Annotated in this window: 26 protein-coding genes and 1 tRNA gene; 11 read left to right on the top strand and 16 right to left on the bottom strand. The window is 32.7% G+C overall.

Annotated elements, in window-relative coordinates; genetic code table 11:
• Positions 1 to 34 precede the first annotated feature (34 nt).
• The 10 genes from LQ189_RS03005 to LQ189_RS03050 form a co-directional block, all read right to left on the bottom strand.
• Positions 35 to 583 carry an RNA polymerase sigma factor gene (locus tag LQ189_RS03005; RefSeq protein WP_086454323.1) on the bottom strand — a complete coding sequence of 183 codons (549 nt, stop codon included), beginning with the start codon at positions 581 to 583 and terminating at the stop codon, positions 35 to 37.
• A complete protein-coding gene (locus LQ189_RS03010) occupies positions 574 to 1,680 on the bottom strand; it encodes a glycosyltransferase (RefSeq protein WP_230154215.1) in 1,107 nt (368 codons plus the stop codon). Before LQ189_RS03010 ends, LQ189_RS03005 begins: the two co-directional genes overlap by 10 nt.
• A gap of 109 nt (positions 1,681 to 1,789) precedes the next feature.
• A complete protein-coding gene (locus LQ189_RS03015) occupies positions 1,790 to 2,404 on the bottom strand; it encodes an FMN-binding negative transcriptional regulator (RefSeq protein WP_230154217.1) in 615 nt (204 codons plus the stop codon).
• A gap of 46 nt (positions 2,405 to 2,450) precedes the next feature.
• Positions 2,451 to 3,464, bottom strand: a complete 1,014-nt coding sequence (gene murB, locus LQ189_RS03020) for a UDP-N-acetylmuramate dehydrogenase (protein WP_230154219.1) — start codon at positions 3,462 to 3,464, stop codon at positions 2,451 to 2,453.
• A 47-nt stretch (positions 3,465 to 3,511) separates the two neighbouring features.
• Positions 3,512 to 5,359: an asparagine synthase (glutamine-hydrolyzing) gene (asnB, locus tag LQ189_RS03025; RefSeq protein WP_230154227.1), complete on the bottom strand. Its 1,848-nt coding sequence runs from the start codon at positions 5,357 to 5,359 to the stop codon at positions 3,512 to 3,514.
• Between the two features lie 6 nt (positions 5,360 to 5,365).
• Positions 5,366 to 6,427, bottom strand: a complete 1,062-nt coding sequence (locus LQ189_RS03030) for a glycosyltransferase family 4 protein (RefSeq protein WP_230154228.1) — start codon at positions 6,425 to 6,427, stop codon at positions 5,366 to 5,368.
• A 1-nt stretch (position 6,428) separates the two neighbouring features.
• On the bottom strand, positions 6,429 to 7,100 hold the full coding sequence (locus LQ189_RS03035) for a DUF2461 domain-containing protein (protein ID WP_230154231.1): 672 nt from the start codon (positions 7,098 to 7,100) through the stop codon (positions 6,429 to 6,431).
• 5 nt (positions 7,101 to 7,105) lie between these two features.
• The gene (locus LQ189_RS03040; protein WP_230154233.1) at positions 7,106 to 7,801 is read right to left on the bottom strand and encodes a thioredoxin domain-containing protein; all 696 of its coding nucleotides are present in this window, start codon (positions 7,799 to 7,801) and stop codon (positions 7,106 to 7,108) included.
• 135 nt (positions 7,802 to 7,936) lie between these two features.
• Positions 7,937 to 10,060 carry a hybrid sensor histidine kinase/response regulator gene (locus LQ189_RS03045; RefSeq protein WP_230154234.1) on the bottom strand — a complete coding sequence of 708 codons (2,124 nt, stop codon included), beginning with the start codon at positions 10,058 to 10,060 and terminating at the stop codon, positions 7,937 to 7,939.
• Between the two features lie 27 nt (positions 10,061 to 10,087).
• On the bottom strand, positions 10,088 to 11,167 hold the full coding sequence (locus tag LQ189_RS03050) for a DNA replication/repair protein RecF (protein ID WP_230154236.1): 1,080 nt from the start codon (positions 11,165 to 11,167) through the stop codon (positions 10,088 to 10,090).
• A 232-nt stretch (positions 11,168 to 11,399) separates the two neighbouring features.
• Between LQ189_RS03050 and LQ189_RS03055 the strand changes: the two genes are divergently transcribed.
• The 6 genes from LQ189_RS03055 to LQ189_RS03080 all read left to right on the top strand — a co-directional run bounded on the left by LQ189_RS03055 (position 11,400) and on the right by LQ189_RS03080 (position 17,578).
• Positions 11,400 to 12,176, top strand: coding sequence for a tol-pal system YbgF family protein (locus LQ189_RS03055; protein WP_230154238.1), 777 nt, complete (start codon positions 11,400 to 11,402; stop codon positions 12,174 to 12,176).
• Between the two features lie 73 nt (positions 12,177 to 12,249).
• Positions 12,250 to 12,822, top strand: coding sequence for a 6,7-dimethyl-8-ribityllumazine synthase (gene ribH / locus LQ189_RS03060; protein ID WP_230154240.1), 573 nt, complete (start codon positions 12,250 to 12,252; stop codon positions 12,820 to 12,822).
• Between the two features lie 161 nt (positions 12,823 to 12,983).
• Positions 12,984 to 14,825, top strand: a complete 1,842-nt coding sequence (gene mutL, locus LQ189_RS03065) for a DNA mismatch repair endonuclease MutL (RefSeq protein WP_230154245.1) — start codon at positions 12,984 to 12,986, stop codon at positions 14,823 to 14,825.
• Positions 14,822 to 15,568 carry a rhomboid family intramembrane serine protease gene (locus tag LQ189_RS03070; RefSeq protein ID WP_086454268.1) on the top strand — a complete coding sequence of 249 codons (747 nt, stop codon included), beginning with the start codon at positions 14,822 to 14,824 and terminating at the stop codon, positions 15,566 to 15,568. The genes mutL and LQ189_RS03070 overlap by 4 nt, the downstream gene beginning before the upstream one ends.
• A gap of 48 nt (positions 15,569 to 15,616) precedes the next feature.
• Entirely contained in the window at positions 15,617 to 16,486 is an 870-nt protein-coding gene (locus LQ189_RS03075; RefSeq protein WP_230154247.1) for a rhomboid family intramembrane serine protease, read from the top strand.
• Between the two features lie 45 nt (positions 16,487 to 16,531).
• Positions 16,532 to 17,578, top strand: a complete 1,047-nt coding sequence (locus tag LQ189_RS03080; RefSeq protein WP_230154248.1) for an endonuclease/exonuclease/phosphatase family protein — start codon at positions 16,532 to 16,534, stop codon at positions 17,576 to 17,578.
• A gap of 52 nt (positions 17,579 to 17,630) precedes the next feature.
• Here the strand turns inward: LQ189_RS03080 and LQ189_RS03085 are convergent, their stop codons facing one another.
• From LQ189_RS03085 to LQ189_RS03110, 6 genes are all read right to left on the bottom strand, one after another.
• Positions 17,631 to 18,248, bottom strand: a complete 618-nt coding sequence (locus LQ189_RS03085; protein ID WP_086454271.1) for a WbqC family protein — start codon at positions 18,246 to 18,248, stop codon at positions 17,631 to 17,633.
• A gap of 59 nt (positions 18,249 to 18,307) precedes the next feature.
• Positions 18,308 to 19,876 carry a signal peptidase I gene (lepB, locus tag LQ189_RS03090; RefSeq protein ID WP_230154250.1) on the bottom strand — a complete coding sequence of 523 codons (1,569 nt, stop codon included), beginning with the start codon at positions 19,874 to 19,876 and terminating at the stop codon, positions 18,308 to 18,310.
• A 59-nt stretch (positions 19,877 to 19,935) separates the two neighbouring features.
• A complete protein-coding gene (dapB, locus tag LQ189_RS03095; protein ID WP_230154252.1) occupies positions 19,936 to 20,637 on the bottom strand; it encodes a 4-hydroxy-tetrahydrodipicolinate reductase in 702 nt (233 codons plus the stop codon).
• A 148-nt stretch (positions 20,638 to 20,785) separates the two neighbouring features.
• The gene (locus LQ189_RS03100) at positions 20,786 to 21,346 is read right to left on the bottom strand and encodes a DUF5683 domain-containing protein (RefSeq protein WP_230154254.1); all 561 of its coding nucleotides are present in this window, start codon (positions 21,344 to 21,346) and stop codon (positions 20,786 to 20,788) included.
• Positions 21,346 to 22,245 (bottom strand): ParB/RepB/Spo0J family partition protein, encoded by a 900-nt coding sequence (locus tag LQ189_RS03105; protein ID WP_086454274.1) that lies wholly within the window; start codon positions 22,243 to 22,245, stop codon positions 21,346 to 21,348. The genes LQ189_RS03100 and LQ189_RS03105 overlap by 1 nt, the downstream gene beginning before the upstream one ends.
• Positions 22,246 to 22,249: 4 nt before the next feature.
• Complete coding sequence (locus tag LQ189_RS03110) at positions 22,250 to 23,017, bottom strand: ParA family protein (RefSeq protein WP_086454275.1); 768 nt, start codon at positions 23,015 to 23,017, stop codon at positions 22,250 to 22,252.
• Between the two features lie 403 nt (positions 23,018 to 23,420).
• Between LQ189_RS03110 and LQ189_RS03115 the strand changes: the two genes are divergently transcribed.
• The 5 genes from LQ189_RS03115 to LQ189_RS03135 all read left to right on the top strand — a co-directional run bounded on the left by LQ189_RS03115 (position 23,421) and on the right by LQ189_RS03135 (position 26,021).
• Positions 23,421 to 23,495, top strand: a tRNA-Pro gene (locus LQ189_RS03115).
• A 46-nt stretch (positions 23,496 to 23,541) separates the two neighbouring features.
• Complete coding sequence (locus LQ189_RS03120; protein ID WP_230154255.1) at positions 23,542 to 23,787, top strand: GIY-YIG nuclease family protein; 246 nt, start codon at positions 23,542 to 23,544, stop codon at positions 23,785 to 23,787.
• Positions 23,788 to 24,254: 467 nt separating this feature from the next.
• Positions 24,255 to 25,100 carry an RteC domain-containing protein gene (locus LQ189_RS03125; RefSeq protein WP_230154257.1) on the top strand — a complete coding sequence of 282 codons (846 nt, stop codon included), beginning with the start codon at positions 24,255 to 24,257 and terminating at the stop codon, positions 25,098 to 25,100.
• A gap of 247 nt (positions 25,101 to 25,347) precedes the next feature.
• Positions 25,348 to 25,701 (top strand): helix-turn-helix domain-containing protein, encoded by a 354-nt coding sequence (locus tag LQ189_RS03130; RefSeq protein ID WP_092908342.1) that lies wholly within the window; start codon positions 25,348 to 25,350, stop codon positions 25,699 to 25,701.
• A 26-nt stretch (positions 25,702 to 25,727) separates the two neighbouring features.
• Complete coding sequence (locus tag LQ189_RS03135) at positions 25,728 to 26,021, top strand: helix-turn-helix domain-containing protein (protein WP_092908341.1); 294 nt, start codon at positions 25,728 to 25,730, stop codon at positions 26,019 to 26,021.
• Positions 26,022 to 26,045 lie beyond the last annotated feature (24 nt).

Below are 26,045 nucleotides of genomic sequence, written 5' to 3' on the forward strand. Positions count from 1 at the left end.
TTTTTTTTGTGCCCATTCAAAACAGATAAAGGAATTATTTTTTCTGAATTATTTCGGCTAGTAACTTCTTGGCACGTAAAAGTTTAATTTTTACATTACTTAGCGGTTCATTCATTTTTAAAGCTATTTCTTGATAGCTCATTTCTTGAAAATAACGCAGCTGAATCACCTCTTGGTAATGAGGTTTTAATTCTTTAATGCATTGTAATAAACGGGATAAGTTTTGTTCAGTGATCAATACATCCTCAGCAGACGGAGTAGTGTCAGCAATATTGTATGCTTGATGATTTTCGTCTTCTGTAATTTCAACAAAAAGACTTAGTTTTTTCTTTCTTAATAAATCAATATGCACATTTTTTGCAATAGCTATTAACCAAGTATTGAATTGAAATTCAGTATTGTAAGTGGTTAATTTGTCAAATGCTTTAGAAAATGTTTCAATGGTAATGTCCTCGGCTGTAGTTTCATTTTCGGTTCTTTTTAGCATGAACCCATATACCTCATTCCAGTAGTGATTCAATAGAAAAGTAAAGGCAACTTGATCACCTTGTTTTGCTTTTTCTATTTGATTGTTTATTTCCACTGTGCTGGTTTTGAGAATAGATTAATGATAAAGATATTGATTTGGATTAAGATTAAGACAATTTCAACAATTGGAAACCAAAATTTCAAATCATGCTCCTCAAGTTTCCTTGCAGATGAACCTATCATAATCCATGCCACGAGATAACGAAAGGCTACTAAGCTGGTGACAATAATCCATTCAAATTGAAACGCAAGCAAAACAGCTGGTAATACTATGAATAATAATTGTGAACTATAAAAAACACCTAATTGAAATTGATCAAAAAAAGTATAATGGTTAGCAGTTGCAACATGCCTTCTTTTTTGTGATACCCAATCATTAAAGGAAGTTTTAGGTTTAGAAAGTGTAAAACTATCTGGCTCAAATGCTATTGTAGTGTTTTTTGCTGTTGCAGCTTGATTTACAAATAAATCATCATCTCCTGAGCGAATGCGCATGTGCTCAATAAATCCGTTTACTTTAAAGAATTCGTCTTTTTTATACGCTAAATTTCTACCAACTCCCATGTACGGCTTGCCTAACTTTGCCCATGAAAAATATTGAACTGCTGTTAAAAGAGTTTCGTATCGAATTATTTTATTCAGAAAGGAATTTGAAATTCGTTCGTATTTTCCATAGCCCAAAACGATAGTTTTTTGCATGGTAAATTGTGCTGTCATGGTAGCTATCCAGTTTGTTGAGGTAGGGTAACAATCGGCATCTGTAAATAATAAATAGTCTTTTGATGCAGCTTTGATTCCTAAAGTTAATGCGTATTTTTTATTTCCCCAAAAAGCCTCGTTATTTTCCACTTTTACAAGTCGAATGTTTGAATATTGCTTTTCAAATTCTTCAAAAATATCTAGTGTTTTATCACTTGATGCATCATCAATTAGAACTATTTCAAAGTCAGGGTATTCTTGTGCTGCTAATAAGGGTATAAATTTTGCTACGTTTTCTTCTTCATTTTTAGCACAAACTATTACAGATACTGGAATTTTTTTTGGAGTACTCTTTTGATCTTTGGCGAAAGCAAAAACCCTGAAGACCCCTAAATAATAGAGTATTTGAACGGCTACAATAAAAATAAAAAAGTAAAATAGTAATATAAGCATTTGTGTTTTATGAGTATTAATATTCGTTACAAGGCGTGTATAAATAAGGTTGCAAAGGTATGAATAGAATCTCTAAATGTTAAATACTAATTGTAATTTTCCAGAGAAATTAAATAGGACATTTTTTCATTTCAGTTGCAGTTGCAATGGCTTGTGGAGTATTTACTTTTTCTAACGCTTCAATAATGTTTTGATAATTTTTTTGGTCTCTATTTTGAGACATTTTCTTAGTAGCATTAATTTCTGTAATTTCAATCTCAAAGGCTACAATTCCCTTTGCTTGGCGCATTGTTTTTGCTGATAAATCTTCAATACGAATTGGGTTTTCTGAACCTTTTTCGTATTTATCTACTAACCTTTTTAAGGATTCTACAGCTGCTTCGTGATCAATTATTTTGATTTTCCCATGTATTTGAACTGCAATATAATTCCAAGTTGGCACATTTTCATGATCGTACCACGAAGAAGATATGTAACTGTGAGGTCCAGAAAATACTGCTAAAACTTCGTCATTTTCTAAGAATCCTTTCCATTGTGGATTCTCTTTTGAAATATGACCGCACAAAATTTCTTTTCCTTCACTGTTAGTTTCTAGCTCTAATGGAATATGAGTAGCACACAGTTTACTATTAGACTGATTGATGAGTATACCAAAACTGTTTTCGTAAAGAAATTTTTTTATTTCTGCTGCATTTTCGTTTCTGTAAATATCAGGAATGTACATGGATTGATTTTATTTTATAGTTGATACTAATAAAGGAATTCGTGCATCATATAATGTTAACTTCTGCTTCAATACGAATTCCAAAAAGTTTAAACACGGTATCTTGAATTTCATGCGCTACATTTAATATCTCTTTTCCTGTAGCATTGCCATAATTTACAAGAACTAAAGCCTGGTTTTTATGTACACCCGCATCACCAAAACGTTTGCCTTTAAAACCTGCTTGCTCAATCAGCCAACCCGCGGGAACTTTAACCTCAGTATCTGAAATTTCATAGAATTTCATTTCAGGAAAGCGTTGGTGTATTTTTTCAAAATCAGATTTTAAAACTATTGGGTTTTTAAAAAAACTACCACTGTTGCCCAATTCTTTAGGGTCGGGTAGTTTACTTTTTCGGATTGTAATAACAGCATTACTAACGTCTACAAGAGTAGGATTTGTGATATTTTTTTTGTCTAATTCACCTGAAATATCTCCGTATGAGATGTTTATTTTATGGTTTTTCTTGGTGAGTTTAAAAACTACGGATGTAATTACGAATTGATTTTTCACCTCATGTTTAAAAATACTTTCTCGATAACCAAAGTTGCATTCATCCTTAGTGAACGTTTTAATTTCTTGGTTTTCAATGTTCATTGCTTCGCAATAAGCAAAAGTATCTTTTATCTCGGCACCATAAGCCCCAATATTCTGAACAGGAGTTGTACCTACATTACCCGGAATAAGGGACATGTTTTCTAATCCTCCAAAATCTTGGTTGATAGTCCATAGTACAAATTCATGCCAATTTTCACCTGCTTGACTCTCAACCCACACAAAGTCATCATTTTCATTGATGATTTTTTTGCCTTTTAAATCTACATGAATTACAAGAGCGTCAATGTCTTGTGTTAGTAGCATGTTGCTGCCCCCACCTAAAATAAATAGTTCAGTATTTTGATTCTGGTTTAATACTATTTCTAATTCTGCGACGGTATGTACGGCTATAAATTTTTTTGCGAAAGCATCAATGCCAAAAGTGTTGTGTTTTTTTAGTGAAAAGTGGGGTAGTATGTTCATGATGGTATGCTTTTTTCAAATATTGTAACGAATGTCAAAAGTAAGTATTAAAATTTAGATGTGTATGTTCTCATCCAGATATGCATCATAAAAAGCGGCATTACATATGGTGTCATTCTCATATCTCCTTTTTGTAAATTAGAGATCAATTTTTGAATATTGATGTGATTAAAATAAGGCATTTGAAAGAGGTCACTTTTAGCAAAAAGTTCTATTTCTTCCTTAAAAGCATCACTGCTTGCCATGTATTTACCCCAAGGTGCACTTAAACCTACTTTTTTAAAGTTTAGAATTTCTTGTGGCAACTTTTTTTCCATTGATTTTTTTAAAATGAATTTCCATTTTTTTCCTGAAAACAACCATTTATCCTCTAATGAACCTATTCCAATGATAAGTCTTGGATCTAAAAAAGGTTCTCTACATTCTATTGATTCTCCCATTGTACAGCGGTCATTTCGATCCAATAGAGAGCACAAATAAGTATGCTGGTCAAAATAGAGTGCCTGTCTTCGGAGATTATTAGGGTAAATTGATTTTGCTTCCTCAAATATTTTCATTCGGTATTCATTTATTGGAGGATTTTTTATGCCGAAATTTTTTGCAATGTCATTTGGATATATATTTGATCCATTAAAAATAACTAAATCTGAATTTGTATTAATTTGAGAATAACGTCCCAGTTTTTCCAGCCTTGGTTTGTTATTAAAAAGCTCAAAATTGCTAATCATTGATATTGCATTTAATAAAGATGGATATTTTAAAGTTTTATAGCGTACATAACCTCCCATTAATTCATCTGCTCCTTCACCAGATAAAAGTACTTTCACCTTTGGTTTAGCCATTTTAGACAGCGCTAAAATATGAGGTTCACTCAAATGTACAATGGGCTCATCTTGGTAGTATGTAGCTTTAATAAGGTTTTCATATAGATTTTCATCTTTTAATTGCATCGTGTGAAATTCATAATCAAACTTTGAGGCTAATCTTTTGGCTAGATGAGACTCGTTATGCTCTGCTTCTTCAAAACCCATATTAAAGGTTTGTATTTTTTGATATTTTTGATCGTGTAAAGAAGCTAAAATTGATGATGAGTCTAAACCTCCACTTAATAATACACCTACGGGTACATCACTCACCATTCTTAAATTTACAGAATCGTTAAATGTTTCTTGAAACCATTCTATAGGTTTTTTAATTTGGTCTTGATTTTGAATTTCGGTCTTCAAGTGCCACCATTTTACAATTTCTTTCTTACCGTTTTGATGTATAGTTAAAGAGTGACCTGGTAAAACTTTGTTCACATTCTGATATAAGGTATTTTCACCAGCTACAAAACGATTGAAAATATATTCCTCTAGTCCGTCAGTAGCGATTTTAAGAGGTACACCAGCAGTAAACAATGCTTTTTGTTCTGATGCAAAATATAATGATTCATTATGTAACGAATAGTATAGCGGTTTGACACCCATCCTGTCTCGTGCAAGTGTCAATTTTTTTTCTAGTTTATCCCAAATAGCAAAGGCAAATATTCCATTGAGTTTATTCAGCATTTTCAAGCCATGTAACTGAAATAGTTTCATTAATACCTCTGTGTCAGATGTATTTTTTATAGTAAGCCCATTATTTTTTAATTCGTTATAAAAGGATTTGTAATTATAAATTTCACCGTTATATACCATTATGTATCTTCCGTCTGCGGAAATATAGGGTTGGTGACCTGCGATTGTTAAATCTATAATAGATAATCTTCTATGTCCTAATCCGATATTTTTATCAATAAAAACTCCTTTGTCATCAGGTCCTCTATGTTCTAGTGAGTCTCTCATTCTAAGTAAGAGACGTTCATCTACCTTTTTTTGATTTTGTAAATGAAAGATTCCATTAATTCCACACATAATGAGTTATTTCTTGGCGTTTATTAGAGTATGGTATTTATTGGCAATCTCCTTCATGTTTATTTTGTAATTTGCTTTTTGAGAGCAAAAAATGTAATTAATTTTGGTAGCGTTTTCAATATTATTAGGGTTTTTTATAGCCCATAAAATCTCTTGTGCAAGTTTGTTGTAATTGCCCACGGGTACAAGCTGTCCATTTTCTTTATGTTTAATATAGCTTTTATTCCCAGGAATATCACTTACAATGGGATAACAGCGCGTGGCCATTGCTTCAAAAAGTGATGCTGAAACTCCTTCAGTTACTGGCATGCTGATGTATAGATTTGCTTTTTCAAGATATTTAGGTAATTCGGTGTTTAAAATTCTTCCCGTAAAATGTACTTTTTGAGAAATATTTAAATCTTGCGCTAGTTTTTTTAATTTCAAAAGTTCTTTGCCGTCACCTACAATTGTTAGTTGAAAATCTATTTTGTTACTTTCAAGAATTCCAAAGGCTTTTAATATCACTTCATGTTGATATTCAGGAGATAAGGAACGGGTGACAATAGCATTTATTTTGCCCGAAAAGGTTTTTTGTGGACAATTAAATTTTTGGAAGTCAATACCCTTTGGTAAAACCAAAACTTTACTCATGTCAACATTTGCTTTTTGCATGGAATTTGACATTACAGAACCCCAAGCATGAATTAATGTAGCATGTTTAAAAGCATATTGTTGTATTCTTTTTTTTAGAGGGTACAATATGGAATTTTTTGGCCATAAATCAGTGTAACCTTGTTGTGCAATTGCTACGGGTTTAATTCCGCATAAAACTGCAAGAAATCCATAACTTGTAGTTCTTTCAGCAATAATCATATCTGGTTTTTCAAGACGAATAATTTTTTTAATCTGCTGTAATGCTGTGGTGTATTCTAAGAGTCGTAAAATTCTATTTTTTAAATTATTACTTGGTTTTTGTAACTCCCAGGTTATAATTTTGAAGCCGCCAAATTCCTCCAACCCTTTAATCCAAGTGATGGCATCTGCACGGTAGGTTTCTCCTAAAAAAAGAATTTTTCGTTGTTTCACGTTACTCGGTCGTTAGGGCACGATTGATAAAATCATTCAGCGGTTTCAAAAGAATTAATTTTTGACAAATTGTTGCTGTAAAATCTTCTTTTGAGGCATCATCATAATCAATTTTATGTGATGATTCAAAACTTTTAAGTTTTAATAAATCAATTGCTGGATGGTCTTTATCGTAACCACGTGGGGGATTTTTTAAAAGATCTTTTTCGTTTCTATCAAGATCACCAAATTCTTTTTTGAATTTTTTCTCGGCTAGTATGGCTTCTAAATCTTCATGAAAAAATGCAATTTCTTTACGTATTTTTTTTACGTCTTCAGCTTCTGGACAATACAATCCGCCAGCTATAAAACTGCTTCCTTTTTCTAAATGAATGTAATATCCAGACCTATTATGACCTTTTGCACCAGATGAAATCCAGATGCCTAAATGGGATTTATAGGGTGTTTTATCTTTTGAAAACCGAATGTCTCTATTGATTCTAAAAGTACAGTTTTTAACTTCAAGTAGTTCTAGACTTGGGTCTAATGGTTTTAAGGTGTCTAGCAAGTCACTAACAAATCTTTTATAATCTGCCTTAAAAGCTTCGTATCTTTTTTTTTGGTCTAAAAACCAATCTCTATTGTTGTTGGTTTTTAAATCAACCAGAAATTGAAGTGATTCTTTTGTGAGCATATACTTTATTGTATTTGTTTTTTTAGATCAACTTCTGTTATGTATCCTGATTTTTGCCATTTTACTTTTGCGCCTTCGTAGAAAAGTAAGGTTGGAAGTTCACTAATTTTTAGTTCGCTCATGAGCGTTTTATTTTTATCAGCATCAATCCTTATGATGGTAATGTCATTGGCAAGTTCTGTTTGCATTGTTTTTATGTAAGGGGCCATTTTTTTACAAGGAGCACACCATTCAGCATAGAAATTTATGAGAACTTTTTTATCACTGGTAGTGATTTTAGTGTATTCTTCCATTGTCATGCCTATCACTTTGTCACTTGATTTTGCTAATCCTGCAGCTTCCCATTTCAAGATGCCGCCTTTCATTTCATAAACGGTAGTAAATCCTAATTGGTTGAGTTTTTCATGTGCGCTTTGACTTCGCCCTCCAGATTTGCAGTAAATAAAAACTGGTTTTTTGGGGTCTAATTTGGCTACTTCTTTTTCAAAACTGTTACCAAGCCAGTCAATGTTGATGGCATTATCTAAATGATAGGACGAAAATTCTTGAGGTGTACGTACATCTATAATTTGAGCGCTTGGTGTTTGGGCAATTTTGTCACTAAAAGTCTTCGCATCTATAGTTTTTGTAGTTTCTTGGGCGTTACATGAGGTGAAAAATACAGCGCATGCTAGAATAACTATGTATTTAAATGGTTTCATTAGGAATGTTTTATGTTGTTCAAAAATACTTAATTTCTGCAGTATTTTCTAGATTTTCAATGTAATTTAAAAGTAGATTAGTGCTATTTTTAAATAATCAGAGTTTACTAGATTCTGTAAACTCTTCTCCAGACGCTAGTGCTTGTTTAATAATGTATTAATTTTAAAATATAGTTCTTCTTTATTAATAGGTTTTATCAATATGTCATCTACCAATAATTCTTTTAAGTTTGCCGTATTCATATAAGAGTCGCCAGTGATTACCAGTATGGGCACGTCAGCATTTTTGTTCGGTATTTTCTTGATGTCTTCAACAAAATCAAATCCTGAATATTCACTTATTTGTAAATCGGTAAGTATTAAGTTAGCTTCGTTAGTTTTTAAATACGTTTTTGCCGACTCTACATCTTGAAAAGTAGTAGCTTTAAAGTGTATTTTTTCAATTAATTTTTTCAAAAGTAGCAATGTCATTGGGTCGTCATCAACTACAACCACCTCAAGGTTTTTGTCTTTAAATTGGTTTAATAACTTTGTTTTGCTGGTTTCTTGTTCTTCATTTGAGGGTTCTAGCATCAGGAAAAATGAAATTTCAGTTCCTACATTGAGTTCGCTTTTTACTGATATTTCTCCTTTAAAAAGTGAAATGATATTTTTGCATAATGTGAGTCCAAGACCTGCTCCAAAACTTATTTGCTCTTGATGGGCTTTGCTTTGGTAAAACTTATCAAAAATTTTATCTACTTCTTCAGCGGGAATTCCAGCTCCTGTGTCGGTAATTTTTACATCAAATCTATAATTTTCGCCTGTTTTTTGGAGGGCTGTAACTACTGTAATTGAACCTTTTTTAGTAAATTTTATAGCATTACCTATAATGTTGTAAAACAACTGGTGAATTTTAACATTATCTGCCCAAACACTTTCGTCTAGCTCTTTAGGGATAGTATATTTAATTTCAAGTTGCTTCAATTCAGCCAGCGCTTTTAAAGATTCTAAAATAGCACTGACCTCTGTTTTTAAGTTCATCTTGGTATTGTAAAGTAGTAATGTATTGTTTTCATTTTTAAAAAAATCCAAAATTTGACTTACTGTTATTTGCAAGGAGTTAGCAGTAAAATACAAGGAGTCAATTGGTGAGTTTAATGAAGGGTTTGTATTTGAGTTTTTAATTTTTCTAGAAAAGTTTGAAATAATATTCAATGGCGCTCTCATTTCATGACTGATCATTCCAATTAATTGATTCTTTTTGTCTAGATTAATTTCGGCATTTTGTCTTAAGTTGTTTAAATTCTTTTCAAGTATGAAAGAGTAGATGGTGTATAACAGCAATAGAAAAGTGATAATGCTCATGGCAATTAACAAGTAAAAGATAAATTGTTTCTTTTCTACTAGTTTAGAATTGTATTCCTTTATGTTCTGCAAGTATTCTATTTTATTCAACTCTTGAGCTGAACTAGAGTAAATTAAGACAATTTCTTGACTTTTTGTTAATATGCTTTTGTTAATTTTAATGAGTTCGTTGTCTTTTTCTTTGAGTGCAAAATGAACTTTTTGCAACTTTGAAACTTCGTTTTTATAATAATTCTCAGTAACCTGAAATATATTTTTCAATTGCTCTTCAAAGGAACCTGCTTTTTCTTGGTTGTTAAAAACCATTTTTATCACAGATTTTACTTCTTCTTTGTCAACATCATTTTTACCAGCAATAGCATTTCCAAGTCTGCCAAAAAAACCTTTCTTTTTTGTTACAACGGCTGTTTTTGTAGTATCGTAACTGATAGAACTTAGAACTTTTTCATAATTGTATGATTTTAATTTGAAGTTTAAATCATTTGGAGATGTTTTATTAAGATTTGAATTCATGATGGCGTCAAACTCATTACTCAGTTTGCCCATATCACTTTCTAATCCTAATTTTGATTTAATGATGGTTTTGAAAGCAACATTTTTTTGAGTCAAGTTGCTTAGCTTTTCAAGATCATTAATCATCTTTTTTATGGCTTCTTGATATTTTATATACCGTTCCGTTGAATTGGTATTTAAATATTCATTGAAGGCATTATTAGCTTCAAAATAACTTTTTATAGCTTCATTAGACAAGGTCAAAGCTTCATTGGGCTTTGCAAGAGCATCAATTGAGTTGTAAATATTATTTTGAATTTTTGTTTCAGAATACCAAAAATTAAATGCTACAATTTGCAAAGCAATGATAGAAATAAAAAGAAATATGTGGACTATTTTTCTATTTTTGATAGGAATCATTTGGTTTGATTTTGGTTCGTATTAAGTTTATAGATTAAAAATTTTATAAGACTGATGCGTAGATTTTACAATAGTCTCCGTACGGTCTGAATGTGTGTCTGTTATGAATAATTGTCCAAAAGTAGCACTATTTACCATTTCGATAATTTTACTAACCCTACTTTCATCAAGTTTGTCAAAAATATCATCAAAAAGTAAAATGGGTTTCACGCCACTTTGTTTTTTTAAAAATTCAAATTGAGCCAGTTTTAGTGCAATCAAAAATGATTTTTGCTGTCCTTGTGACCCAAATTTTTTAATGGGATGCTCGTCAATTTGAAAAACTAAATCGTCTTTATGGATGCCCACACTCGTATATTGTAGTGCTCGGTCTTTTGTAATGCTTTCTTCTAGCAAGGATAAAAAACCTTTTTGAGATAAGTGACTTTCATAGAGCAACTGTACTGTTTCCTCTGATCCAGTAATTGCTTTGTGATGAGCAATAAAAATAGGTAGAAATTGAGCTACAAAATCTTTTCGTTTTTCAAAAATCGAATTCCCTAATCCAGTTAATTGTTCATTATAGATAGAAAGGGTATCTGCATCGTAGACATGATTGAGAGCAAAATATTTAAGCAAAGCATTGCGTTGGCTTATTACCTTATTATAATGTATTAATTCCTGAAGGTAGTGCGCATCCAGTTGAGATATCACACTGTCCATAAACTTTCTTCTAGTTTCACTACCTTCAACAATCAAATCTCTATCTGCGGGCGAAATGATAACAAGTGGTATAAAACCGATGTGGTCTGAAAATTTATCGTAATTCTTACCGTTGCGTTTAAGGATTTTTTTTTGCCCTTTTTTTAGGCTACAAACTATTTGCTCCACTCTTTCATTTTTTTCAAATTCAGCATCAATGACAAAAAATTCCTTACCGTGTTTGATATTTTGAACCGCTAGTGGGTTAAAATAACTTTTGCCATAAGACAAATGATAAATTGCATCCAGAACATTGGTTTTGCCAATGCCGTTTTTACCTACAAAACAATTTATTTTATGGTCAAAATCAAAGCTGGCCTCTGAAAAATTTTTATAATTGAAGAGCGAAATTTTTTTTAAATACATGAGAAAGTCTTGCTACAAAGGCGATCAAGGTTTTTGGAAAGGAGTTTTTTATAAGGGTGCAAATTATTGAAAAATATCCATATAACCCGCTTTTGTAGTTTTTCAATTTTGAAATATTTTATCAAAAGTGAAGCGTCTTATTACAACTTTATTTTTTTTTAATATTAAATCCTTTTTTTTATGTGGGTTTGAATAAAAATTTTATTTTTGCGATTCACTAAATTAAATTTAAATGGCAACTTATAATAAAAGAGGATATAAAGCACCAAAAGAAAAAGAAGTAAAAGAAGAAGCGGTAGAAGCAGTAGTTATTGATGAAAAAGACAGTACCACTGCCGAAGTATTTTCCAAATTAGATGAAACCGCATCAAGAACTGAAGACTTTGTTGCTAAAAATCAAAAAGTTATTATAGGATTAGTTGCTGCGGCTGCTCTTGCAACCCTTAGTTATTTAGCATACCAACGTTTTATTGCTGCTCCTGCGCAAGAAGAAGCTGCCAATGAAATGTTTGTGGCGCAACAAAATTTTCAAAAAGCGACTGATGGAGTTTCAAGTGACTCGTTGTATAAATTGTCTTTAAACGGATCTGAAGGGAAATTTGGTTTCCTAAAAATTGCTGACGAATATTCTGGTACTGACGCTGGAAATCTAGCTAATTACTATGCGGGTATTGCTTATTTAAATACTAGAAAATACACTGAAGCAATTGATTATTTATCAAAATTCAAATCAGATGATATTATGTTAAGCGCTCTTGCGAAAGGTGCTATTGGTGATGCTTATGCTCAAAAAAATCAACCGAAAGAAGCTTTAGAGAATTATATCAACGCTGCTGGAACTAATAAAAATGATTTTACAACACCTCGTTTTTTATTAAAAGCTGGTAAAGTAGCTCTTGCATTAGGTAATAAAGCAGATGCGTTGAAATATTTTACAGATATTAAAGACAATTATGATGCATCTCCAGAGGCTGCATCAGTAGATGTATTAATAGGATTAGCGCAATAAAAATAAAACGCAAACTCAGAGTGTATGGTTGTTTAAAACCGTACCTTTCGACTGTAACAGAAATTTAAATATAATGGCAACCGAAAATAAAAATTTATCTGAATACGACAAAAGCGCCATTCCAGATGCGAAAAATTTTCGTTTTGGAATTGTTGTCGCAGAATGGAATGAGAACATAACTGAGGGATTATTCAATGGAGCTTATACTGCTTTACTTGAAAATGAGGTTCCAGAGACTAATATCATTAGATGGAATGTTCCAGGAAGTTTTGAGCTCATTTATGGTTCAAAGAAGATGTTACAAACACAAAATGTTGATGCAGTAATTGCAATTGGATGTGTCATTCAAGGGCAAACCAAGCATTTTGATTTTGTATGTGAAGGGGTTACTCAAGGAATTAAAGACTTAAATATTCAAACGGATATTCCTGTGATATTTTGTGTGCTAACAGATAATACCATGCAACAATCTATAGATAGAAGCGGTGGTATTCACGGAAACAAAGGCACAGAAGCTGCTATTGCTGCTATCAAAATGGCATACATTCGTCAGCAAGCATCATTAAATAGTACTTTTAATCACCAACAATTGTTGTCATCAGGTACTTTACAAATAGAAAATGTACCACTAGGGTTAACAGAATAAAGAAGCAATAATGTTTTCAAAAAAAAGCCTATACTTTAATAATTGTATAGGTTTTTTTAGTTTAATTTATGAGTGTTTTTGCTGTATTACCTTTGTAAAATCACTAAATTTGTACATCTTGGTTTGAACCAAAAACCATTTTTTAAATCTAATTTTTTTTAATGTCGAGTATTATACAATTGCTGCCTGATCATGTTGCAAATCAAATTGCAGCGGGAGAGGTTGTTCAACGTCCTGCATCAGTAGTAAAAGAACTTTTGGAAAATGCAGTTGATGCAAGGGCCACAGATATCAAGTTAATCATTAAAGATGCTGGTAAAGCACTTGTACAAGTGATTGATAATGGTTTAGGAATGAATGTAACTGATGCGCGCCTGTGTTTTGAACGTCATGCTACTTCAAAAATACGTCAAGCCGAAGATTTATTTTCCTTATTTACCAAAGGTTTTAGAGGTGAAGCATTAGCATCTATTGCTGCTATTGCTCATGTTGAAATGAAAACACGTCAAGAACAAGATGAGTTAGGACACCACATTATTATTGAAGGAAGTAAATTTGTAGCACAAGAGCTTGCTGTTTTGCCACAAGGAACTTCATTTGCCATCAAAAACTTGTTTTTTAATATTCCGGCTAGGAGAAATTTTTTGAAATCAGATACAGTTGAATACCGACATATTGTTGATGAATTTCAACGAGTAGCATTGGCTCACCCTAACATTCAATTTACATTTTACCACAACGGAAGCGAAATGTTTAATTTGCCTCCAGCTACGTTAAGACAACGTATTGTGTCTATATTTTCGGGAAAAACAAATGAAAAATTGGTTCCCGTTCAAGAGGAAACAGATATTGTTACTATTCAAGGATTTGTAAGTAAGCCCGAATTTGCAAAAAAGAGTAGGGGCGAACAGTTTTTCTTTGTTAATGATCGTTTTATAAAAAGCGGATACTTACATCATGCAGTTATGGCTGCCTATGACGGAATCTTAAAAGACGGAGCTCAACCGAGTTATTTTTTATATCTTTCAGTACCGCCAAACACTATAGATATTAACATTCATCCTACTAAAACTGAAATTAAATTTGATGATGAGCATGCTTTATACGCTATCCTTCGGGCTTCTATAAAACACAGTTTAGGACAATTTAATGTAGCTCCAGTTTTGGATTTTGATAGAGACTCGAATCTGGATACGCCTTATCATTACAAAGATTTATCTGGCGAAGTTCCATCAATTCAAGTTGACGGGACTTTTAATCCGTTTTCTAACGAAACTCCTAGCAAACAATTTTCTAGTTATAAAAAACCAGAAAGCACCTCAAAATGGGACAGTTTGTATGTCGGTTTAAAACAGGATGTTTTTGATGTAGAGCAAGTAACTTTTGAAAACGAGGAAGTCACATCGTCACTTTTTAACGATGAAGAAGTGGAGCATGCGGTCCATAAAACCTATCAAATTCATAAAAAATACATTGTATCGTCTATCAAATCAGGAATGGTAATTGTTGATCAGCAGCGTGCACACCAACGCGTTTTGTATGAGCAGTTTTTGGTAAATATGACGGTACAGCAAGCATCAAGTCAGCAACTATTATTTCCTTTAAATTTGTTTTATTCGTCAAGCGAAATGGAAATCATCACTGAGTTGCAACAAGCGTTAAAAAACACCGGTTTTGTTTTTGAAGATAACAATACAGATCATATTGTAATTTCTGGAATACCCGTAAACATCACCGAGAGTGAAGTTTCTATAGTTTTAGAGCAATTAATAAGTGATCTTCAAGATGGAATTCCTGAGAGCAGTTTTAGTCAAAACGATACTATCGCCAAGTCAATGGCTAAAAGTTTAGCCGTAAAAACAGGAACGCATCTTACAGAGAAAGAGCAGGAAAATTTAGTTAATGGACTTTTTGCGTGTAAGGATCCTAATGTGTCGCCATTTCATAAACCCACTTTCATCACTATGCGTGTGGAAGATTTAGATAAAAAATTTGCAGTATGAGAAACGTAACCGAAGTTGTTAAACAATTAATTATTGTTAACATTCTATTTTTTATAGGGACATACCTTTTAGGAGATGTAGTTTATAAAGTCTTGGCTTTATTTTTTCCGGAGAATCCAAATTTCCAATATTGGCAACCGCTATCTCATATGTTTATGCACGGAGGTGTCATGCATATTTTTTTCAATATGTTTGCTTTGTATTCTTTTGGATCAGCTTTAGAGCAAATATGGGGCGGAAAAAAGTTTTTGTTTTTTTATATTTCTTGTGGTTTAGGGGCGGCTTTGTTGCATACGGGTGTTAATTATTATTATTTTAATGACGCTATTACTACCTTGACAGCAAATGGCTTTAATAAGCAAGATATTTTACAGCTTTTAAATGAAGGTAAAATAGATACTCGTTGGCAGCAATTTATAAACGCCTCTGATTTTTCTAACTTCACAAGTGCTTATGCCGGGACTGCTGTGGGAGCATCAGGAGCAATTTACGGAATTATAGTCGCTTTTGCGTTTATGTTTCCTAATGCTGAACTGGCGCTTATGTTTATTCCCGTACCTATTAAAGCTAAATATTTTGTTCCCGGACTGGTTCTTGTAGATTTATACTTGGGAATTTCAGGTAAATCTATTTTTGGCGGTGGCGGAATAGCGCATTTTGCGCATGTGGGTGGAGCATTATTTGGTTTTATAATGATGTGGTATTGGAAAAAAAATCAATTTAATAAAAACCGCTGGAATTAATACAAAACAGATCGAGTACATTTTTAATAGGTATAAAAGAATTGGTATATGAATGTTATTGATGATTTGAAATTGCAATACAAAATGGGAGGAATTGTTATTCGTCTTATTTTTTGGAATATCGCTTTATTTGTGATTCCTTTTTTAGTTTTTTCTATTTTATCATTAATGGGTATTACTATTGACTACCTTCAATATGTAAGCTTATCATCAAACCCTACTGTTTTTATAAGCCAGCCTTGGACTATTTTGAGCTATGCTTTTTTTCATACTGGAATCATGCATATTCTTTTTAATTTATTAGTTCTTAATTTTGCAGGAAGATTATTCATGACTTATTTTACAGGCAAGCAATTGTTTGGCTTGTATGTTTTGGGAGCTATTTTTGCTGGAATAGTGTATGTTTTAGTTTTTTATATTTTAGCAATAGATGTGCCTATTGTTGGGGCCTCTGCGGCTATAATGGCTATTTTGGTTGCAGTTGCAACATACAATCCATTGATGGAGCTCCGAATGTTGATATTTGGAACCGTAAAGCTTTGGCACGTTACAGCTGTTATTGTATTTATTGATTTAATGCAATTGCGTTCCGGTAATATGGGTGGGCATATTTCTCATCTTGCAGGAGCTTTATTTGGTTTTTTATTCATTAAACTACTTGAAAATGGGACTGATCTAAGTAAAATAATTTCGGGTTTTATAGATTTTTTCCAAAATCGATTCCAAAAAAACAATGCTACACCTTTTAAAAAAGTGTATAAATCGCATCAAAAACCAGCACCAAAAACAGTTTCTAAAATTGTTGTAAAAGATAATAATCAGCAGCAAATAGATCAAATATTGGATAAAATAAGTCAATCTGGATATGATAGTTTATCTCAAAACGAAAAAGAATTCCTTTTTAAAGTAGGAAAATAATCTGAATTAAATTGTATATTGTAACTAGTATTTAAAAGTGTAAGTATGAGAAATCTTTCTTGGTTTAATAAAGGTATGTTTCTACTCAATATAGTCCTAACAGTGGTGACTTTTATTGCTTATATTTTACCTTTCTTGGCCCCGAAATCTTTCCCGTTATTGTCAGTTCTTACATTATTCATGCCTTTGTTCTTTGTTTTCAACACCTTGTTTTTTTTCTATTGGGCCTTACAATTTAAAAAACAATTGATTGTTTCTGGAATTGTATTATTAATAGGGATTACATTTATAAATAAGTTTTATAAATTTTCAAGTGTTGAATTGCCTAAAGTAGAACAAGATTTCACCATCATGAGCTACAATGTTAGACTCTTAAACGTTTTTAAATGGATAGAACGTGATGATGTACCTGGTGATATTTTGAATTTTATAAATGAAAAAAATCCTGATATATTGTGTATTCAAGAGTTCTCATCAACTGCTGGAATAGATTTAAAAGTATATCCACACCGCTATATTTTTACCGAAGGAAACCAAATTAAAACGGGTCAAGCTATTTTTTCAAAATTTCCTATAATTGATCACGGTAATATTATCTTTCCTAAGTCCAGTAATAATGTCATTTACGCAGATATAAAGAAGGGAAAAGATATTATTAGGGTATATAACATGCACTTACAATCTATCAAAATTTCCCCAGACGTAAATGAAATCGATGAAAATATAGATGCAATTAATCAGAATAAATCTCAAAAACTTTTTATTCGAATCAGTAAGGCATTTAAACAACAACAGCAACAAGCTGAGCAATTTCGAGAGCATAAATTAAAGTGTACCTATCCAGTCATTATATGTGGTGACATGAATAATAGTGCATTTTCGTATGTGTATAGAAGTATAAAAGGAAAAATGAAAGACAGTTTTGAAGAAGCTGGTAAGGGTTTTGGAGAGACTTATAAATTCAGATATTATCCTGCAAGGATTGACTATATTTTTGTTGATGAAAGAATGAAGGTGAAAAAATTCGAAAACTTTTCTAATTTTATAAATTCAGATCATTTCCCAATCATGGCACGTTTGTCCTATGAATAGTTTTTGTTTGGTTATAAATGAATTATTTTCTTTGGATGTTTGTTCTAATAGATTAAAGGGTCTGATTTCTCAAATAATCCACAGTAAACTTACCTTCATTGAAAAGTAAATCTAGTATACTTAAATTATTTAGAAATCCATATTTGTCATCAAAAACTTGAGGATACGTTTCAAATTTTGAGATGTCCTTTTTTCCGTTTGCTAATGATCTATAATCTGTAATAATAGCTGGATCTGTCTCTAGGACATACGATTCGGTTTTAGAATAATCCATTTTCATTCGCATACACTTAGATAGCAATTCTAAAACTTCAAAGTTTAGATCCATCAAAAAATCATGTTTCTTTTCGAAAATAGGTTGTAAATCGTCTTCAAAAAACTCAAAAAAAGGAGAGCTTCTATATGCTGCCTCTAAGGATTTGAAATGCTGTTTTTGCCAATCAAAATCATTTTCTATTCGGATATCTTTTGTTTTTTGATGGGTTGTTTTACTATGTTTTATAGGGATATTCAAAAGTTGAATTCCGTTTGGACTGTAAATGTAAGTTCTATTTCGGTTAGTTTGCTTTTGAAAATTATCTTCGACCTCATAAAGTACTGAATCAGCTTTTGCAATGGCTACAAAATGACTTATAGAAGGGAAATAGGTGGGGTGTATGATAATATTCATGATGTTGTAATGTACTAGCGTTTAGAGTTTTTAGTGCTGCTAAACGCTAGTTTTTTTATTTAAACTTTGTTTGTTTTTCTTTTTTTCCAAAAATAATCTCCTATGAAAAATACAACTAGTCCAATTAGGAATAATTGAAAATATGATTGAGGTTGTCCTTCACCACTCACGGTTGTGAAAACTCTATTCCAACGAATTTTGTTGATTCCTTTACCGTTAGGATCGATACTTAACCATATAAATATTGGTTTACCTACAATATGATTTTCTGGAACAAATCCCCAGTATCTACTATCTTCAGAGTTGTTGCGGTTATCACCCATCATCCAGTAGTAATTTTGCTTAAAAGTGTATTCTTTAGCAATTTTACCATTGATACGAATTTCGGTGCCGTTTACTTGCAACTTATTGTTCTCGTAATCGTCTATAATCGTTTTGTAGAAAGGTAGGTTTTCAATAGTTAAAGCAACAGTTTTTCCTTGCTCTGGGATGTAAATAGGTCCGTAATTATCGCTATTCCATTTTTTTAGGTGAGGAAAAACCCCTTTGCCAAAATTTGCTTGATCAACGCCTTTGGCAATTTGTTTCACTACTGCTGTTACACCGGGAGTATTTTTAAAAACCTGAGCACCTTCTTCTGTTAAGGCACTAAGGAAAATAGTGTCTCTTTTGGTGTCATTTGTAAAAAAAGCTCTATCAGTAATATCTAATTCTTTAAAAAGATATTCAAGATCAATAGGTGTTTTTCCATCAAGCGCAATTTTATATGAAAATTGAGGCTTTGCTCTTTCTGGTAATTGAAGGATCTTACCGTCAATATACACATCTCCATTAACAATAGAAAGGTTGTCGCCTGGCACTCCTACGCATCTTTTTACGTAATTTGATTTTTTATCAATTGGTTTGTATGCTCTTCTTTTTGAGGTGTCAAAAAATTTGTAAACCGTGTCAACAGGCCAGTTAAAGACAACTATATCAGTTCGCTTTATATTTTGAATTCCAGGTAATCTTAAGTAAGGCAATAAAGGCCATGAAGAATATGATTTTCTTTGAGTCAAAGGTATAGAGTCGTGAACCATAGGTAACGCCACAGTTGTCATAGGTACTCTTGCACCATAATTCATTTTACTTACAAACAAAAAGTCTCCTACTAATAATGATTTTTCTAATGATGATGTAGGTATTGTAAAGGGCTGAATAACATAAGTATGAACAAGAGTTGCTACCACCACTGCAAATAATATAGAGCTTATGGTATCGGCTGTTTTGTTTTGAGGGGATACACTTCTGTCAGCTATGTAATTTAATTTTTGTGTATAATTAATATAGTAGATGTATAAACCTAAAGTAACAATTCCTAGAAAAGTATCTAAAGAAGATCTTTTACCAAAACTTCTCAGGGTTTCAATCCATATTACTGGGAATAAGATTAAGTTAATTATCGGAATAAATAGTAAAACGGTCCACCATGTAGGTCTACCTATTATTTTCATTAATACGATTGCGTTATAAACAGGAATAGCTGCTTCCCATTTTTTTCGTCCCGCACTTTCATATAATTTCCAAGTTCCTAAAAAGTGAATTATTTGTACCAGTAAGAAAAATACAAACCATTGATATACAGTCATAGTCTTTTGTTTTTGTTTAATTATTGTGATGCAATTTCACAAAGAGAATAATGTTTATTTTATTTTAAATCTAATACATCTTTCATAGAGAAAACTCCTTGCTTTCCTACTATCCACTCAGCCGCGATAACTGCTCCAAGTGCAAATCCATCTCTATTGTGTGCCGTGTGTTTTATTTCGATACTGTCAACTGTCGAATTATATTGTACGGTGTGCGTTCCAGGAACGGTTCCTATTCTTTTAGCATCAATGTGTATTTCACCTTTATTAGGATTGTCTAAAGTCCATTTAGTGTATGAGCTATTCTCTATAATTCCTTTGGCTAAAGAAATTGCTGTGCCACTTGGTGCATCTAGCTTTTGGGTATGGTGAATTTCTTCCATGCTTACTTGGTAACTGTCAAATTTTGACATCATTTTTGCAAGGTATTCGTTCAACTCAAAAAAGATGTTTACTCCTAAACTGAAATTGGAACTGGAAATCAAGGCACCTTTTGTTTCAAGGCAAAGTGCTTCAATAGTTTTGTAATGTTCAAGCCATCCTGTTGTTCCTGAAATTACGGGAACATTGGCGTGAAAACAAGTCGAAATATTTTCAACAGCAGCTGACGGTACACTAAAATCAATGCCTACATCAGCCCTAGAAAGTCCTTCAAAAGTACTTTTTTCATCTTTTCTTAATACGATTTCATGACCTCGTTCCAAAGCAATTTTTTCAATCACTTGGCCCATTTTTCCGTATCCTAGTAATGCAATTTTCATTGTAATATTTTATAATTTAAAGCCAAATGAACTTTGACAATTTTATTTTTTGCTTGCTGCAATAACTTCGTAAAATCGAATCACTAATTATTTATAATTCAAGCGGACTTATTTTTTTATTGATGAAAAATTAAATCAATTCACTCTTTCAAAAAGTATAATTAATAGTTAGTCCTGCATTTGTCTTGAACGTTACATCATTTTGATAAATAGCGGGGCGTAGAGATAAGTTTTCATCAACGTTAAATTGAAGTAGTGCTGCATCAACATTAGCATCAATGATGTTTAAAGCATAAAAAGCAAGTGTTACAAGTGCAGATAAATCTCTATTGCGTTGGTAAAATTTTTGCCCAGCAATCAATCTGTTGTTGTCAAGAAAGGCTAAATCTTCGGTTACAACACCTTCTAGGCGTCTTTTATAAGCCGTTCTGTATTGTCTGTACTTTTTATTATTATCCGCATAAAAGTATATACTTGTACCTATAGCTCCGTAAACTAAGGGAATTTTCCAGTATTTTTTATTGTAAGCTTGACCTAAACCAGGTAATACTGCCGAGAAAAAAGCAGCTTTAGCAGGTGTAAGCGGATCAATGTTAGACACTTTCAAGGTATCCTTAACTATCAAATCTGTAGATTCTTTGGCTTGAGCCAAAACAGAGCTGCAACTCAATAGCAATAAGGAAATTGAAATGAAAAATGATTTAAACACTAGTCGTTTATTAGTTTAATGATTCTTTTAAAATCTTCTTCAGAGTGAAAAGGAATGGTTATTTTACCTTTTCCGCCGCCTGTAACTTTCACGTCTACTTTGGTACCAAAATAATTGGTAAAGGTGTTTTTGTGTGCATCCTCAACCTCAAAAGAATTTGCTTTTGGTTTTCCTTCAGGTTTTGGTTTTAGGCTCTCTTGATAATTTTTTACTAATGCCTCGGTATCGCGCACCGATAAATTTTGGCTAACAATTTTTTGATAAATATCAGCTTGAATATCTTGGTTTTCAATATTGATGATGGCTCTACCATGACCCATGCTTATGAATCCATCTCTAATTCCTGTTTGAATAATAGGATCAAGTTTTAATAAGCGTAAATAATTAGCAATAGTAGATCTTTTCTTTCCTACACGATCACTCATTTGTTCTTGTGTAAGTTGGATTTCATCTATCAATCTTTGATAAGACAAGGCAATTTCTATAGGGTCTAAGTCATGACGTTGAATGTTCTCAACCAGTGCCATAACAAGTGATTCATTGTCATTTGCAATACGAATGTAAGCAGGAACTGTAGTAAGTCCTACAAGTGTAGAAGCTCTAAGACGACGCTCTCCAGATATAAGTTGGAACTTATTAAAATCTAGTTTACGTACGGTAATAGGCTGTATAACACCTAGTTCTTTTATAGAAGTAGCCAGTTCTCTTAATGATTCCTCATTAAAATTACTTCGGGGTTGAAACGGATTTATTTCGATTGCAGCAATTTCAAGCTCAATAATATTCCCAACAACCTTATCGGCATTTTTATCATCAACAGATTTGATATCGTTTTCTGGATCTTTCAATAACGCGGATAATCCTCTTCCTAAGGCTTGTTTTTTAATTGCTTGTGCCATAAAATTATTTACTATTTTTCTTTATGATTTCTTGTGCAAGGTGAAGGTAGTTTACAGCACCTTTACTTGTTGCATCATAATTAATTATGCTTTCGCCAAAACTAGGCGCTTCACTCAATTTTACATTTCTTTGAATGATAGTTTCAAAAACCATATCGTTAAAATGTTTTTGAACTTCCTCAACAACTTGATTAGATAAACGCAAACGAGAATCAAACATGGTCAACAAAAGTCCCTCAATATCTAAATCTGGATTGTGTATTTTTTGAATACTTTTTATGGTATTTAGTAATTTACCCAATCCTTCTAGTGCAAAATATTCGCATTGAATAGGAATAACTACAGAGTCTGATGCCGTTAAAGCATTAAGAGTTAATAATCCTAATGATGGTGCACAGTCAATGATAATGAAATCGTATTCATCTTTTACATTGGCCAATGCTTTTTTAAGCATGTATTCTCTGTTTTCTTTATCAACTAGTTCTATTTCTATAGCAACAAGGTCAATGTGAGATGGAATAACGTCAACATTGGGAGCAGAGCATTTAATAACTGCTTCTTGCGGAGTATGGCTGTGCTCTAATATTTGATACGTCCCTATTTCTACTGATTCAACATCAATTCCAAGTCCTGATGATGCATTAGCTTGAGGATCAGCATCAATAAGTAGAACCTTTTTTTCTAATACACCTAATGCAGCTGCAAGATTAACTGATGTTGTAGTTTTGCCAACTCCTCCTTTTTGATTAGCAATCGCGATGATTTTGCCCATTTGTTTTTCTAAATTTTGAACCGTAAAAATACGATTATTTATGGTTTTTGAAAATCTATTTTGTTAACAATCGTGAAACCACAATTTGAATGATTTTACTTGTGTTTAAAATTTTAGTTTAATTTTTTCATTTAAAAGCTATTCCAGCTGTTCGCTACAAGGTCTTGCTGTTGCCTCTGCTTTTTTACTGTCCTAAAAGGAGCTTCTTTTAGTCGCTCTTTTAGGACAAAAAAAGCAAGATGCACCTAGCGCAACGCTTTTCGCTACCATCTGGGCTTTGGTTTTCCCATCCAGAAAAAGTTTTTCTAGAATTCATCTTCTTTTTTTTAACAAAATAACATTTTTCATATTTTGCAAAAATACTTGTGTAAGATAAAAAGAGTTGTATCTTTGCACCCGATTTCGGGGTGTAGCGTAGCTCGGTTATCGCGCCTGCTTTGGGAGCAGGAGGCCGCAGGTTCGAATCCTGCCACCCCGACAAAAGCCGAACGAGATCGTTCGGCTTTTTTTATATAAAAAAAATTATGTTTCACGTTTACATTCTTTTTTCTAGATCACAAGACAAGTATTATGTAGGGTATACTTCTATGGTTTTAGAAGAGAGACTGCGACGACATTTAAGTACACACAAAGGATTTACAGCAAGAGCCAAAGATTGGGCAATAGTTTATTCGGAGTTATTTGACCAAAAATCTTTAGCAATTTCACGAGAGCAGGAAATTAAAAAATGGAAAAGTAAAACTAAAATTGTCGAACTAATTTCAAAATAAGTAGCAGTTATCGCGTCCCGATTGCAAATCGGGAAGGCCGCAAGTTCGAATTTCCGTTTTCGGAATAAACACTGCCACCCCGACAAAAGCCGAACGAGATCGTTCGGCTTTTTTTTCCGAAAAAAGATTAATGTAGCAAAAAGTAGCTTAAATAGAGGGGTTTACACTGTTGGAAATCGTTGCAGGTAACGATTTAGTAATGGTGCTCATTGCATTCATTTTTACTCAATTTCCTTGTAAATCAGTAGCAAATATAATAAATCTATGTGATTTAAAACTCCTTTTCACGACCTAACTATTATAATTTTTAGGAATTTTGATGGTTTTTTTGTCTTCATCGTTAGAAAAAATTTCTCCCCAGTGGGGTGAAACTGTGGAATTATTATCATTAAATGTTTGAAATTTTGTGAATTAATTAGGCGTAAACCAAATTTAAAATTTGGCAAGCATCACAAAATTTATTAGCTATGAAATATTCTTTAGACAACATCCTTTTAGAGATACACAATAAAGAAGAGAAGATTTTATCACAAAGCAAAAGGTTGATTGATGAGGCTTACGAAATGACCCTGTATCTTCAAGATCTTTTAGGTTCAGTTAAGAAATACCTTGCTGAGGAAGGATTTAAAAACGATGAGGAAGAAATCCATTTCTTTCGTTCTATTAAACCCCAAATACTCGGTAAGCTGATCTATTATAATAAGATATATCGCATTGAAACCACTTGCCCTGTCAATAACGGTAAAATGTATTACTGTTATTTTTCTGGACAGTTGGCAAATCTAAAGCGAGAATACACTGAACACCTCTGCAATTCGGATTTTTACAGATACTACCGCTCAGGACGGACAGACCGTGATGATACTTACTTCAAACGTGGAAACATTAACTACCACGATGGGCTTAACAGCATCGTATTTGAAATAGACCCGGAATTCTCGACTTTCTTCGATTATAAAACTGCAAGGATTATCTCCAATGAATTGCTCTACACCTATCTGCTAACAAAAATTAATCCCGATGAAAATCCCGATGTGATATTGCAAAAGCCGGAAAGTTCCAAAGATATATTTTGGACCGACAGCAAAAATGCTATAATCGAATTGATATATGCCCTTTATGCTTCGGGTGTAATTTCTCACGGAAAAATCGGTATCCGAAAAATTAGCCTGATGTTTCAAATGCTTTTCCGTATTCCTCTCGGCGACCTGCACCACGCTTTCCATAGAATGAAAACCCGAAGTGGTTCCAGAACTTCATTTTTAGACCAGCTTAAGTTTTCTCTTGAAGAATATATGGATAAAGACCTTTAGTTTAATTGAGCTATCATTTCAAAGCAGTACATCATCGTGTACTGTTTTTTTTTGCCCATATCAGCCAATTGGTAAAGATTTGCAAAACACTATTATTAAACTATCAAAATCCCCTAAAAACCTTTACTGATAAGGCTTTCCCTAATTATAAAAATTTTCAAAAAACCGCCAAACCAATTGGCAAGGCTTGGCAGACAAATTCTGCCACTCTTTTCAACTTTGCATAGTAAACTTTAAAAGTTATGCAATGAAAATAATAACCATTGAAGAAGAAGCGTGGGATCAGCTAAACAATCGTATCACTGCTATCGCTGACTATCTGAAAAGATTGGAAGTGACCAATTATGAAGACCTGTGGCTCAACAACCACGAGGTATGCCAATACCTACACATAAGCGAGAAAACCTTATGGCGTATGCGTACCAAAGGTGAGATTGCTTATTCAAAAATCTATGGACAATACTTCTACACTATTGGTGCTATCAAAGATATGCTCAATGCCAATGCTGTACAAAGCAGTGATGAGTATGTACAGGAACTTATAGCAAAAGGCAAAAGCTATATCGAAAAAGGCAGGAAACTAAAGACCGATAAAAAATAGGTACGAACCCTTAAAAGTATAATCCGATGAATATTGACAGAATGGAATTTTTGGCGTGGATGGAACGCCTGATGGACAGACTTGATATGCTTGGCAACAATATCGAGGACTTTCAAAAGAAACGAAATAATATTGATGGTGAGGAATTACTCGACAATCAGGATTTACTTCAAATGCTGAAAATCAGCAATCGTTCATTGCAACGTTACCGCTCCAACGGGAAACTACCTTATTATACGATAAGCGGAAAATTGTATTATAAGTTATCTGATGTTCATCAATTTATAAGAGAGAGTTTTAATCCTCCGACACCTAAATAGATGCCATTAAGCGACAAATACTGC

The sequence above is a fragment of the Flavobacterium sp. CECT 9288 genome, assembly GCF_918731615.1.
Taxonomy (GTDB): Bacteria; Bacteroidota; Bacteroidia; order Flavobacteriales; family Flavobacteriaceae; genus Flavobacterium.

Excerpts from the sequence above, each read along its gene's own strand:
- LQ189_RS03010 (WP_230154215.1), bottom strand. The coding sequence starts at position 1,680 with ATGCTTATATTACTATTTTACTTTTTTATTTTTATTGTAGCCGTTCAA.
- LQ189_RS03015 (WP_230154217.1), bottom strand. The coding sequence starts at position 2,404 with ATGTACATTCCTGATATTTACAGAAACGAAAATGCAGCAGAAATAAAA.
- murB (WP_230154219.1), bottom strand. The coding sequence starts at position 3,464 with ATGAACATACTACCCCACTTTTCACTAAAAAAACACAACACTTTTGGC.
- asnB (WP_230154227.1), bottom strand. The coding sequence starts at position 5,359 with ATGTGTGGAATTAATGGAATCTTTCATTTACAAAATCAAAAAAAGGTA.
- LQ189_RS03035 (WP_230154231.1), bottom strand. The coding sequence starts at position 7,100 with ATGCTCACAAAAGAATCACTTCAATTTCTGGTTGATTTAAAAACCAAC.
- LQ189_RS03040 (WP_230154233.1), bottom strand. The coding sequence starts at position 7,801 with ATGAAACCATTTAAATACATAGTTATTCTAGCATGCGCTGTATTTTTC.
- LQ189_RS03045 (WP_230154234.1), bottom strand. The coding sequence starts at position 10,060 with ATGATTCCTATCAAAAATAGAAAAATAGTCCACATATTTCTTTTTATT.
- LQ189_RS03050 (WP_230154236.1), bottom strand. The coding sequence starts at position 11,167 with ATGTATTTAAAAAAAATTTCGCTCTTCAATTATAAAAATTTTTCAGAG.
- LQ189_RS03055 (WP_230154238.1), top strand. The coding sequence starts at position 11,400 with ATGGCAACTTATAATAAAAGAGGATATAAAGCACCAAAAGAAAAAGAA.
- ribH (WP_230154240.1), top strand. The coding sequence starts at position 12,250 with ATGGCAACCGAAAATAAAAATTTATCTGAATACGACAAAAGCGCCATT.
- mutL (WP_230154245.1), top strand. The coding sequence starts at position 12,984 with ATGTCGAGTATTATACAATTGCTGCCTGATCATGTTGCAAATCAAATT.
- LQ189_RS03070 (WP_086454268.1), top strand. The coding sequence starts at position 14,822 with ATGAGAAACGTAACCGAAGTTGTTAAACAATTAATTATTGTTAACATT.
- LQ189_RS03075 (WP_230154247.1), top strand. The coding sequence starts at position 15,617 with ATGAATGTTATTGATGATTTGAAATTGCAATACAAAATGGGAGGAATT.
- LQ189_RS03080 (WP_230154248.1), top strand. The coding sequence starts at position 16,532 with ATGAGAAATCTTTCTTGGTTTAATAAAGGTATGTTTCTACTCAATATA.
- LQ189_RS03085 (WP_086454271.1), bottom strand. The coding sequence starts at position 18,248 with ATGAATATTATCATACACCCCACCTATTTCCCTTCTATAAGTCATTTT.
- lepB (WP_230154250.1), bottom strand. The coding sequence starts at position 19,876 with ATGACTGTATATCAATGGTTTGTATTTTTCTTACTGGTACAAATAATT.
- dapB (WP_230154252.1), bottom strand. The coding sequence starts at position 20,637 with ATGAAAATTGCATTACTAGGATACGGAAAAATGGGCCAAGTGATTGAA.
- LQ189_RS03105 (WP_086454274.1), bottom strand. The coding sequence starts at position 22,245 with ATGGCACAAGCAATTAAAAAACAAGCCTTAGGAAGAGGATTATCCGCG.
- LQ189_RS03110 (WP_086454275.1), bottom strand. The coding sequence starts at position 23,017 with ATGGGCAAAATCATCGCGATTGCTAATCAAAAAGGAGGAGTTGGCAAA.
- LQ189_RS03120 (WP_230154255.1), top strand. The coding sequence starts at position 23,542 with ATGTTTCACGTTTACATTCTTTTTTCTAGATCACAAGACAAGTATTAT.
- LQ189_RS03125 (WP_230154257.1), top strand. The coding sequence starts at position 24,255 with ATGAAATATTCTTTAGACAACATCCTTTTAGAGATACACAATAAAGAA.
- LQ189_RS03130 (WP_092908342.1), top strand. The coding sequence starts at position 25,348 with ATGAAAATAATAACCATTGAAGAAGAAGCGTGGGATCAGCTAAACAAT.
- LQ189_RS03135 (WP_092908341.1), top strand. The coding sequence starts at position 25,728 with ATGAATATTGACAGAATGGAATTTTTGGCGTGGATGGAACGCCTGATG.